Genomic DNA, 13,116 nt, shown 5'->3' with positions numbered 1-13,116 from the left:
GTAGGAAGAGTACCTTATAAAGGTGAGTTACAAGAAACAATGCATCAATTTATTGGAGGTTTGCGTGCAGGAATGGGATATTGTGGAGCAAAAGATATTGAAGCTCAAAAAGAAGCTAAATTTGTAAAAATTACTTCTGCAGGAATGCGTGAAAGTCACCCTCATAATGTTACAATTACTAAAGAATCGCCTAATTATTCAAGATAATTAATTTCAGTTGTTTTATAAAAGGATAGCGAAATAAAGTTATTTTAATGAAAATAAAAAACCGAAAATTGATTTTCGGTTTTTTTATGCTTATAATTTATATTCAGGCATTCTACTTTGGTAAACATTCTTCTTGGTCAGTAATCACTTCTTATATTTATGCATTTTTATAAGCAGTGAAAAGAATTCAAATCAAAGCGTTCTATCCTTAACAAAAAGAGTGCAAGATTATATTTTAAATAGCTCAAATAATAGCTATTAAATTCAGCTAAAGCACCTATTTAATCACAAAATTACAACTATTACGATTTCGCATTTTTCTATATATTATACATTAAAAAAAGGGATAAATTCTTAAATTTGTAGACAGCAGTTAATATAAAAGAATAGTTTAATTTTATCGTTTATATTTAGGATTATTACACTGCATATATGGAAGATTAAGATTGTTAAATCCAAAAATTTCATAGGTTAATAATTATTTTTGAACAAGTCGATAAATATATAATTTATGGATTTAAATTTTTTTATAGATGAAAATAGATAATAGACTAAGCGAAGAACAAGAAATTAGAAGAAAAAAAGATACCGTTAGATATATAAATCTTCAACTGGCTTCTTTAGGACAGCCAATCTTTGGCGATAATGAAGATGATGAACTAAAACTTTGTAATCCTAAATTTATGGAATTGACCAATGGGTTGATTAAAAGTTTTAGAGAAAAATCTAGATTACTTTCTCACCACCTTTCTCCAGTAGATTCAAGAATTCAAAACTTTTTAAATGATTATTTAAAAGATGTTAAATTTGAAAAATCGTATGCCTTACCGAATAACACATTGGTTTTAACACAAAAAGGACACGCGCGAGAGATTAGTTTACCACCAAATGGAAGCACTTTTATAAGTGAGAATATAACTTCACATAGAATAAAACAAGGAATATTAAATAATCCTGTACACGATAAAAGAACTACTATAGGAACATTTCATATTGTTGAAGGGGATTTACCTGTTCCTTTAGATAAGAAGGAAGTTCCAAAAATAACCTTTGCTCATTTTTTAAATGCAGCTGTAAACCCTTCAGATGATTTAAAAACGTTGCCTTTTACTGCCAATCAAGAGGATAAAGCAAAATTAATGGTTTCATTATTAATGCGTCCAACTGTTTGTCCAGAAGCTAAAGGGATTACTTCTAAAAAGAGTTTGGAAGTTCGTTTTTTTGTTCCTGGAAGTTTGGTAAGTAACTTAGACTTTGTAGAATCTATTTTTGGAAATGCTGGAGATCCAAATTTAGCTCAAAATGATGCGGCATTGGATACTGAAAACTGGACAGGCCATACAGGTTGTATTATATTGGCTCCACATTTAAAAACACTTAAGAAAAAGGATGTTGGCTTACCACATTTTGATTACGCAACTGACCGTCAAAAAAATGATGGAATGTGTTGGAAAAATGAGAATGAGTTGTATAATAACGGGAGTGCTTTTAAAGTATCTTGTAGAGACGACAGAGGAGTGGTAGTAACTCTAATTGCTGATAATTATTTCGGATATTCTAAAAAAGAAATTAAAACTCAAATTAGTTATTCTGCAAATTTATTTGGATTGGTAGAGGAAGAACATTCTGGAGGTGCAATTGCATTTTCAAGAGCTGTAATGGGCGATATTGTTGATGGTAAAGAATTTTCTTCAAAATTTGGTGACAAATTTAGCTTTGAAGACGTAAAAATGTTTTTAGGAGATAGAATAGATGTTAAACCTGAATATTATGCCGTGGATAAAAAGTATCCAAATATTATCTATTTACCGGAGTTTGCTTATATCAACATTAATACAAATAGTATTACTTGGACACATAACAACCAGGATCAAAAATTAATATTATCTCCTGATAAAACGTATGTACATCCAACAGGTAATAAATTTAAGTTAGAGAGACATGGAGCTATTTCCATGTGGAGAATATTAAATACTGCGGCTGAAGGTGTTTTTTGCCATAAGCCTTGCACTGTTTCAGGTGGTGGAAAATCAGAAATATCAAAATCTATGCAAAATGCGATCACATATAGTGCATTTAACATAGTTGATATTGATGAAGATTTTAAAAAGGCCGATGAGTTAATAGAATATAATTATTCAACAAGATGGGCTAACTATAACCCTGAATTACCACTTTCTAGATCGTTTTTAAGCCCAGAAAGGACTTTGGGATCAGCAGTTAAATTATTAACACCTTCAGATGAAAATAATGAGGAATTTAATGAGTTCTTGAGAAATATTCCTGTTCATATTAGATCTTTAGTTTTATTTATAAAGAGATTGTATCGTCAAGACCACGGTGCATTAAACTGGAAAGACTATATGTCGGTTGAAATTATTAACGGTCAAAATGGAACAGGTGTTAGATATAATAATACCCCTGTAATTGGTAGTTATGTGCGTATTGGTTTTAATCAAAAAGGTACTTGGTTATTAAACAAGTTACGATCAGATTTTGCTCCTAGTCAAAAAATACAAATGGAGGATGATATTTCCGCAACAATTACGTTGCCAAGAAATAAATTTAAAAACTTAAACCCTAATTACACAAACAAAAGTTTTAAGGTTGTAGCTAATTGTGAAGCTCATTTATTTCAGAGACCAGATGAAGCAATTGTGAGAGGTTATGATAAACAAGCTGAACTTGATTTAGTTTCGCCAAATACATATTTAACCAATTATGAGCTTTTAAAGAAGAAAGATGCGATTGAAATTTTTGAAGATGCAATTAACTTCGATAAATACACTCAGCCAGTTAAAGATTTAATTATAGAAGTTTTAAATAGCCCAAATAAAGAAGAGTATTTTGCATTACCATCTCATACACGTATTGTTGATGGAGAACCTACAAAAAACCCTCGTTATTTAGAACGTAATATTCAGGTAAATGAAACTGAAAATAGTTATTTAGGTGAAATAGGAGTTCGTTTAGCTAGAAAAATGAAATCAAATGACCCTGTAATTAATGTCGTAAATGCGGTTTTACCAGGAAGAAGAAATAATCCAATAGATAAAGAAGCTGGAATTCGTCCTTTAGCCGTATATAATCCGATACATTATCAAGAGGCTCCAGAGTTATTTATGGACTTTATTTCTAGTCTTACAGGTAAATCACCATCAACAACAGGAGCTGGTTCAGAAGGAGCTTTAACAAAAGGTCCTTTTAATATGCTTTCTCCAACAACCGATTTAAATAATGCATTATTATCACATATTTTAACAGAGTCTGATGCATATAGTACTGCTGCTGGTAATATTGGAATTGAAAATAAGGTTGATCACGATATTAGTATATTAATTCCAGAAATTTGGGCACGTTTATCTACAAAAGATAGAGATCCAAAATTACTTATTAAGAATGGTTCACTTGAAAAACTTGAGGACTTTGATTATAAAGGAGACAAAGTTTTAGCAAGTCGTTTAGGGTATAGAATTACAAGTACTTTTGCCGTATTATGTTTGAATCGTTTATTTGATGAGCCAAATGAAGTATTTAATGAGAAAATGTTAAAACCTGAATTACAAGGTTTAGAAGATTATGTTGATGGAATTAATAATATTGTTGAAACTCAGAAAAAAGTAGCACTTCGCTATTTTGAAGATGGAAGTATTGATGCTGCTATTCCTCCATTAAAAATACTACTTCATGTAATGGCTTATGGTAATTTTGAAGGAAAAGATATAAGCGATTTAGAATTAAGAAAATATTTTGAAAGAGATTATGTAATCAATAGCGATTGGTATAAAAAAAGACTGTTATTGAAACAACAAAAAGATGCAATTTTTTATAAAAAGCAAATAGCATATCTTGAAGATTTTATTTCAAATTCAAATAATTCTTCAATTGTTACTGAAATGAATATTTTAGATAGACTGAAGAATGTTAAAAAAATGTATAAAGAAATAAATTCAACCAATTATTTAGAAAGCTTAATTGGAACAATAGGAGCAGATCCTTTACATAGAAAGTAATATTTATTTATAATATTTTATAAAAAGCTTGGAATTAATTTTCAAGCTTTTTTTGTGAATTAAAATTTCAAAAACTGTTAGTTTAATTAACAAATTACATTTTTACTTTTTTCTTTATTTTTTGTAAATTTCAAAATAAATATAGTTAACTAATTGATATATTGTAAATTACTTGCTTTTAATTTTTTGTTAAGCAAACAGTATTTAATCTTATATTTGCAGCCTTGAAAATAAAATTTATGAAGCAAAAAAATGAGGATGTGACTGATAAGGTAAGTCAAGAGCAAATAGAGATTTGTATTTCAATTTTACAAAAATTGGTTGAAGATACAGATCAAATATTTGAACTACCTGAGGAAAAGCGAATTGCTTTAATGACAGCGGCAGGATTGCTCACTAGACCGAATCGTGATGAATTTTCTCGTAGAAAAAAAGATGCTAAAAAAGCTGTCAAAAGAAAAATGATAGCACGTGATAAACATGCGCGTAAAGAGACGGGAATTAGAAGTGCTCGTGAAGCGGCTGTTTTTGTAGCTCCATTATTAATAAATCTAACTGGAGAAAATAACAATAAAGAATTAAAATTAGAATCTCCAAGGAATTGCTACGTTTGTAAAACGGTTTACACAAAATTGCATCATTTTTATGATACTATGTGTACTGAATGTGGTGATTTTAACTATGCAAAACGTTTTCAATCAGCAGATTTAACAGGTCAAGTTGCAATTGTAACAGGTTCACGTTTAAAAATTGGATACCATATTACTTTAATGTTGTTACGCTCTGGAGCTACCGTTGTTGCAACTACAAGATTTCCAGTAGATTCTGCTTTGCGGTTTTCTCAAGAAGATGATTATAGTAAATGGGGAAAACGTTTAAAAATTCATGGCTTAGATTTAAGACATATTCCTAGTGTTGAGATTTTTTGCAATTTTATTGAGCAACAATATGAACGATTGGATATTTTAATAAATAATGCTGCTCAAACGGTGAGAAGACCAGCCGGATTCTTTCATCATTTAATGGAAAAAGAAGAGTTGCCCTATGAAGCTTTACCAAAATCGGCAAAAGACTTATTAGCCGATCATCATAATTGTTTACAAGAATTAAAAACGCTAACAACAGGTGTTGTAAACCCTAAAAATAATTCTTTACCTGTAACTTGGCATGGTCCAGAACCAGGAATTGGTATACGATCTTCAGCAAAATTATCTCAAATACCTTATAGTTTTGATAATTCATTAAGTGCAAAAGAAGTTTTTCCTGAAGGTGAATTAGATGCTGATTTACAGCAAGTTGATTTAAGAAAAACAAATAGTTGGCGTTTAAAATTAGGAGAAATAGAAACAACGGAAATGATTGAAGTTCAGTTGGTTAATTCTATAGCTCCATTCGTGTTAAACAATCGTCTTTCTAATATTATGAAGAAAGAAAATACAGGTCAAAAACACATTATTAATGTTTCTGCTATGGAAGGAAAGTTCCATCGTTTTAAAAAACAAGATCGCCATCCACATACAAATATGGCAAAAGCAGCATTAAATATGATGACACATACTTCTGCAGCTACTCTTGCAAAAGATGGTATTTATATGAATGCCGTTGATACAGGTTGGGTTACTGATGAAGATCCTGTTGAATTATCAAAGAAAAAAGTTGAAATTCACGATTTTCAACCTCCATTAGATATTGTAGATGGTGCTGCTAGGGTTATGGACCCTCTTTTAGATGGAATAAATACAGGAAAACATTGGTGTGGAAAATTCCTAAAAGACTATCAACCAATAGATTGGTAAAATGCAGATAATCAGGTAAATATAATAGTTTCTTTATTTCTATAAACGTTTGATAAATTTTTCAAAATAAGTATAATTTAAAGTTTTTTTAAAACTTTTACAAGAATTTGCTATTTTAAACCTAATAAAGGCGGTACTTTTGCAATCTATCAAATAATCATTTACGTGTCAGAAAAATCTATAGAATTAGAAGAAAGAAAAGCTGGAAAAGATCTTTATAGTTATCAGAAAGAGGCTATTGATAAAATTTTTAAAAGTTTTGAAGAATCTCCTGATGATTATCATTTACTGTATCAACTTCCAACAGGAGGTGGTAAAACAGTAATTTTTTCTGAAATTGTTCGCCAATATTTGAAACACCACAAGAAAAAAGCATTAGTATTAACACATAGAGTAGAATTAAGTAAGCAAACTTCAAAAATGCTTACAGAGTTTGGTGTTACTAATAAAGTGGTAGATAGTAAAGCAAACCTAGACGACCAAGATGAATATAGCTGTTTTGTTGCTATGGTTGAAACGTTAAATAATAGGTTAATCGATAATAAATTTGATGTTTCTGATATCGGTTTAGTTATTATTGATGAAGCACATTATAATTCATTCACCAAATTATTTGAGTTTTTTGATAAATCGTTTATTTTAGGTGTTACTGCAACACCATTGAGCTCAAACATGAAGCTCCCAATGAAAGATAATTATAATGAATTAATTGTTGGAGAAACAATTGCTTCATTAATTGAAAATGAATTTTTGGCGCGTGCTGAAGTTTTTTCATATAATGTTGGTTTAACTTCTTTAGAGGTTGGCGCAAATGGAGATTATACCGTAAAATCTTCTGAAGATTTATACACTAATAATGAAATGCTTGGAATGTTAGTACAAGCATATGAATTACATTCTAAAGAAAAGAAAACCTTAATTTTTAATAACGGGATAAACACTTCTATTCAAGTGTTTGAAACCTTTAAAGCTGCTGGATATCCTATTGCTCATTTAGACAATACGTATAGCAAAAAAGACAGGAAAATGGTGCTGAAATGGTTTAAAGATACGCCACATGCAATACTAACATCTGTAAGTATTTTAACTACTGGTTTTGATGAGCCAACTGTTAAGACGATTATATTAAATAGAGCTACAAAATCATTAGGATTGTATTATCAAATGATTGGTCGTGGTTCACGTATTTTAAAAGATAAGTCTACATTCTCTGTAATTGATTTAGGGAATAACACACATCGTTTTGGAGATTGGGGAGCAGATTTAGATTGGCAAAAAATATTTAAATCACCTAATTATTATTTAGATAAAATTTTAAGTGATGAAGAATTAGAAAGTAATTTTAAATATGAAATGCCAGATGATTTGAGAGTTCAATTCTCTAATTCTAAGGAAGTATATTTTGATATTAAAAAATTCTATATAGAATCTATCAGTAATGGAGAATCTTCAAAAGTTGTGTTAGAGAATTCAATAATACAGCATGCAAAAATATGTATTGAAAATAGTGAAGATGTTTATGACGCGTATGATTTATCAAAAAAATTAAGTGATGATATTGATTATAGAATAGACAGATATACGAAATGTATTTGCAGAAGTACACACAATTTTGTTACTTGGTTAAAAGAAGATTATAGAACCAAACTTCGTTTATATTTAAGAGATAATTTTGATGCCGACTTTGAATCTATCCATGGTAGACCACCAGAAGATTAATTAGTATATAGCTACTTATTTTATAATAACTTTCCTTAATAAACTTATGTTCACATAATGGCAAATTACATTAAACATCAACATCATATTTTGGAGAAGTTAGGGATTGTTACCTTAAATCCAATGCAAGAGGAAGCAGCTTTAGTAATTAAAGCTACAAGCAATGTTGTGCTATTATCACCAACAGGTACAGGAAAAACGCTCGCTTTTTTATTACCAATTATTAAAGAATTGGATGCAGACTGTTTAAATGTGCAAGCACTAATTTTAGTACCTTCAAGAGAATTAGCAATTCAAATTGAGCAAGTTATAAGAGAAATGGGAACTGGTTTTAAAGCCAATGCAGTTTATGGTGGACGTTCATTTTCTAAAGATGAAATAGATTTAAATCATAGTCCAGCTATCTTAATTGGTACACCTGGTAGAATTTCAGATCATTTAAGAAGAGGTACTTTTTTAACAGAAGATATTAAAACCTTAGTATTAGACGAGTTTGATAAATCGTTGGAAGTAGGTTTTAAAGATGAAATGATTGAAATTATAGCATCGCTTAGAATGGTTAACAAAAGAATTTTAACATCCGCAACAAAAGGACTAAAAATTCCTGAATTTGTTGGGTTAGAGAATCCAAAAACCATTAATTATTTAACAAAAGAAACGACACTTTTAAACATTAAAACTGTAATTTCTCCAACCAAAGATAAATTAGAAACATTGGTAGATTTGGTTTGTTCCTTAAAAAATGAACCAGCAATAATTTTTTGTAATTTTAGAGATACTATTGAAATGGTAAGTGATTATTTTACCGATAATCATATTAGTCATGGTTGTTTTTATGGTTCAATGGAACAGCAAGATAGAGAAAGAACATTGATAAAATTTCGTAATGGGACACATCAACTAATAGTAGCTACAGATTTGGCTGCTAGAGGTTTAGATATTCCAGAAATAAAATATATTATTCATTATCAGCTTCCATTAAAAAGAGATGAATTTACACATAGAAACGGAAGAACAGCCAGAATGAACAGTAAAGGAACTGCTTATGTAATTCAATGGAAAAAAGAAAAACCTTCAGATTTTACTGAAAATTCTGAAATTGAAACGATAGAAAAACATCCTACTCCAGAACCTTCAAAATGGAAAACGTTGTTTATTTCAGGTGGAAGAAAAGATAAAATTTCAAAAGGTGATATTGCAGGTTTATTTTTTAAAGAAGGAAAATTAAATAAACACGAATTAGGAATTATTGAATTGAAGAGTGATTGTGCTTTTGTTGGTGTGGCTGCTTCAAAAGTAGATGAATTGATTAAACGTTTCAATAATACCCATCTTAAAAAAAGAAAAATTAGGGTATACGGTATCTAAATTTGGTTAATGATTGGAGTAGAAGTGTATTTCAGAATTTTATTTTGTTTGTTATTATTAATTTTAATAAAATAATTTATTTGCTTCAAGTTATTTACTTTTTAGACTAAAGACTTATTACCTTTGCAAAAATTAAAAATATGTCAAAACAATTCTCTGATTTAGGAATATCAGCACCCATATTAAAAAGTTTAGTGGATTCAAAATTTTTTGAGCCTACAGAAATTCAAGAGAAAGCAATTCCCGTATTATTAACAACAACTAATGATTTTGTTGGTTTAGCTAAAACAGGAACAGGAAAAACAGCTGCTTTTGGGTTGCCTTTATTACAATTAATAGATTTAGACAAACAACATGTTCAAGCTGTAATTTTAGTTCCAACAAGAGAATTAGGACATCAAATATTTAGTAATATAGAAGCGTATGCTACTTATTTACCAGAAATTTCTATTGCAGCAACTTGTGGTGGAATTCCTATAAAACCACAAATTGAGCGTTTAACTAAAACAACACATATAGTAATTGCAACACCAGGGCGTTTAATTGATTTGATAAAACGAAAAGCAATAGATATAAAACAAACCAACTTTTTAATTTTAGATGAAGCAGATGAAATGCTTACTTCTTTAAAAGAAGGTTTAGATGAAATTATTGCTGAATTGCCAAAAAAGAAAAGAACTTTCTTGTTTACAGCAACCTTACCTGGAACTGTTAAACAATTGGTACAAAATTATATGTCTAAAAATGTTACACAAGTAAGTGTAGACATGAAAACAGTAGGAAATCTAGGTATTGATCACGAATATGTTGTTGTAGAACCTATTGAAAAATTAAATGTATTAATGCATTTTTTATCTTCAAAAGAGGGAGAACGAGGTATTATATTTTGCAAAACAAAAGCAGCAGTTAATAAATTAGCTAAAAACTTAGCGATTCATAAATTCTCATCTGGTGCAATTCACGGAAGCTTAACGCAGCCTATTCGTGATAGAATTATGGGACAGTTTAGAGAAGGTTATATTGATATTTTAGTTGCAACAGATTTAGCTGCAAGAGGAATTGATGTGAAAGAAATATCATACGTTGTAAATTATCATTTACCTGATGTTGCTGAAACGTATGTTCATAGAAGTGGAAGAACAGCAAGGGCAGGAGCAAAGGGACTTTCATTAACAGTTTTACAAAAAGAAGAAACTCCTAATTTAGCTGATTTTAAAAAAGAGCTGGGAATTACTTTTAAAGAATTTAAAAAGCCAACTATACAAAGTATTGAAGAAAATAATATGTTATTATGGGCTAAAAAATTATTTAAAACGAAGCCAAATAATGAAATTTCACAAACTTTAAAAGGTGAAATAAAAACTATTTTTCATCATTTAACAAAAGAAGAATTGGTAGATAAATTAGTCGCTAACTATGTATTGCAACATAAAAATGAACTAGTTTCAAAAACAGAAGCTACTCCTAAAAAGAAATAGTAGTTCGTATCCATTATTTCACGAATTAAACTTTAATGATTTTTAAATAAAGCAAAAAACACTTTAGAAGTAAGAAATAATCTTCCAAAGTGTTTTTTTTAATACTATTTTTTTGAAATATTATCTATCTCCAAAAGACATCCCAATTCCTCTTGCAGTATGTACTAATGAAGAATCTTGTTTTATAATATTGTATTTACTAATAGCTTCTAAGAAAGGAACAGCTACAATGCTTGGATGTTGATAAGCTACCATTTTACCATAATTTCCTTCCAATGCTAATTCCATTGCTTTTACACCAAATTGAGTAGCCAAAATACGGTCAAAAGCAATTGGTATTCCACCACGTTGTAAATGCCCAAGTACAGTTTCTCTCATATCAGCATCACAACCTGCGGCTTTTAAATCTTCTAATAATTTATGAGCAACACCACCTAATTTTAAATTGGCATTACCAACTTCTTCACTTTGTTTAGACAAAACATCACCATCTTTTGGTTTAGCACCTTCTGCAATAACAATAATTACGTGTCCTTTGCCATCTTTAAAACGTTTATTAACTACTTTAAGTACGTTATTTACATCATAAGGAATTTCAGGAATCAAGCAAACTTCTGCACCACCAGCGATAGCAGAACTCAAAGCAATCCAACCTGCATCTCTACCCATAACTTCAAGTATAATTACACGGTTATGTGATGCCGCGGTTGTTACCAATCTATCTACAGCTTCCGTAGCAATTTGTACAGCTGTTTGATATCCAAAAGTATAATCGGTTGCAGATAAATCGTTATCAATTGTTTTAGGAACTCCTATAATATTCAACCCTTTTTCGAAAAGAACTTGAGAAATTTTTTGAGAACCATCACCACCAATGCTAATCACAGCTTCAATTCCTAAATGTTTTAACTTACGAATCATTTCGTCTGAACGATCTATAAAAGACCAAGTACCATCATTTTCTTTAACTGGCCATGCAAGTGGACCACCTTTGGTTGTTGTTCCTAATATGGTTCCTCCTTGATAATGAATTCCGGAAACTCTTTTTTCACTTAACTCTATAATCTCAGTAGGTTCACGTAAAACTCCATCAAACGATTGAATACTTCCAACTACTTCCCAATCTTCAGTTTGTGCAGCTCTTTTTACGATTCCTCTTATAACAGCATTTAATCCTGGGCAATCGCCTCCACCTGTTAATACTAATACTTTTTTCTTCATGATTCCCTATATAATTTTATAAATTATGTCTTTATTTTAATAAATATTAATCACCAAAACTAATGCCTATCCCTTTAGCAGTATGAATTAAATTATGTGATAAATCAACTTTATTGTATTGGTTAATTACTTTTTCTAAATCCATATGTGATAATTTTGAATTTTGATGAATTGCCATTGTCCCAAATTTCCTTTCTAGCACCAATTCAAATGCTTTAACTCCTAATTCTGTCGCTAATATACGATCAAAAGCTATTGGAGTTCCCCCACGTTGTAAATGACCAAGAATAGTTTCTCTAACATCAGCTTCAAAATTTATTTCCCTTAATTTTGCTGCAATTTTACGAGCAATACTTCCTTGTATAATATTACCTTCTTCATCTTTAAAATGAGCACCTTCTGCAACAACAATATTTGCATAGCCACGACCATAAGTTGAATATTTAGAGGTCAATTTTTTCACAACCTTATCCATATTAAATGGTATTTCAGGAATTAAGCAAACATTAGCACCTCCTGCAATTGCAGCATGTAAAGCTATCCAACCCGCATCACGACCCATAACTTCTAAAATTAAAACACGATTGTGTGATCTTGCAGTAGTTATTAATTTATCAACAGCTTCAGTTGCTACTTGTGCAGCTGTTTGAAAACCAAAGGAATAATCAGTTATAGATAAATCGTTATTTATAGTTTTTGGAATTCCTACAATATTTACACCTTTTTCAGATAATTTAAGCGAAATTTTATGCGATTCATTTCCACCAATATGAATGACAGCATCAAAACCAAAAACTTTTAAATTGTAAATTAGTTTATCAGTAACATCCTCATTTTTTAATGTGCCATCAGCTTGCTTTACAGGGTAACTGAATGGATTACGCTTATTATTCGTTGTTAAAATAGTTCCTCCTTGTGTATGGATTCCTTCAACACTCTTTTGGGTAAGTGGCATTATTTCAAGAGGTTCAGATAAAATACCATCAAAACCGTTTATACTACCAATAATTTCCCATTTAGATTCTTGCTTTGCTCGTTTAACAATGGCTCTTATTACGGCGTTCATTCCGGGGCAATCACCGCCACTATTAACAATTAAAATTCTTTGTTTCATCTTAGTTTCCCTATTAATTAAGGGGTAATTTTATATAAAAATTTACTTTATTTTATTGCAGTATATATATACTTTTAGAAGATTGCAAATTTATAAAAATATTAGATTAATTGCAATATTTTTGCTTTAAATTAAGTAAGCTTTATATTTCTATAAAATTATACATATTGCTTTAAAAATTAAGAAATTACAATTTATTT

At 30.0% G+C, this 13,116-nt stretch carries 8 protein-coding genes; 6 read left to right on the top strand and 2 right to left on the bottom strand.

The features are described from left to right. The 6 genes from Q0352_RS03725 to Q0352_RS03700 form a co-directional block, all read left to right on the top strand. Nucleotides 1–207: IMP dehydrogenase (locus Q0352_RS03725; protein ID WP_299523840.1), on the top strand; the 207-nt coding region annotated here is incomplete at its 5' end. 533 nt (nt 208–740) lie between these two features. Continuing rightward, on the top strand, nt 741–4,220 hold the full coding sequence (locus Q0352_RS03720) for a hypothetical protein (RefSeq protein WP_299523837.1): 3,480 nt from the start codon (nt 741–743) through the stop codon (nt 4,218–4,220). 239 nt (nt 4,221–4,459) lie between these two features. Further along, nucleotides 4,460–6,016 carry an SDR family oxidoreductase gene (locus Q0352_RS03715; RefSeq protein ID WP_299523834.1) on the top strand — a complete coding sequence of 519 codons (1,557 nt, stop codon included), beginning with the start codon at nt 4,460–4,462 and terminating at the stop codon, nt 6,014–6,016. 165 nt (nt 6,017–6,181) lie between these two features. Then, on the top strand, nt 6,182–7,735 hold the full coding sequence (locus Q0352_RS03710; protein WP_299523831.1) for a DEAD/DEAH box helicase: 1,554 nt from the start codon (nt 6,182–6,184) through the stop codon (nt 7,733–7,735). Between the two features lie 57 nt (nt 7,736–7,792). Next, complete coding sequence (locus tag Q0352_RS03705) at nt 7,793–9,103, top strand: DEAD/DEAH box helicase (protein WP_299523828.1); 1,311 nt, start codon at nt 7,793–7,795, stop codon at nt 9,101–9,103. A 140-nt stretch (nt 9,104–9,243) separates the two neighbouring features. Then, a complete protein-coding gene (locus Q0352_RS03700) occupies nt 9,244–10,581 on the top strand; it encodes a DEAD/DEAH box helicase (protein WP_299523826.1) in 1,338 nt (445 codons plus the stop codon). 120 nt (nt 10,582–10,701) lie between these two features. On the opposite strand, the gene Q0352_RS03695 is transcribed toward Q0352_RS03700, so the two are convergent. Together Q0352_RS03695 and Q0352_RS03690 are read right to left on the bottom strand one after the other, a co-directional pair. Continuing rightward, nucleotides 10,702–11,802, bottom strand: coding sequence for a 6-phosphofructokinase (locus tag Q0352_RS03695; RefSeq protein WP_299523824.1), 1,101 nt, complete (start codon nt 11,800–11,802; stop codon nt 10,702–10,704). Nucleotides 11,803–11,848: 46 nt separating this feature from the next. Beyond that, nucleotides 11,849–12,916 carry a 6-phosphofructokinase gene (locus Q0352_RS03690; RefSeq protein ID WP_299523820.1) on the bottom strand — a complete coding sequence of 356 codons (1,068 nt, stop codon included), beginning with the start codon at nt 12,914–12,916 and terminating at the stop codon, nt 11,849–11,851. Nucleotides 12,917–13,116: the final 200 nt, after the last annotated feature.

It is taken from the genome of uncultured Lutibacter sp., assembly GCF_937891065.1.
In the GTDB taxonomy this organism is placed as follows: domain Bacteria; phylum Bacteroidota; class Bacteroidia; order Flavobacteriales; family Flavobacteriaceae; genus Lutibacter.
Note: the sequence above shows the minus strand (reverse complement) of the source record. Positions and strands in the feature narration are given on the sequence as shown.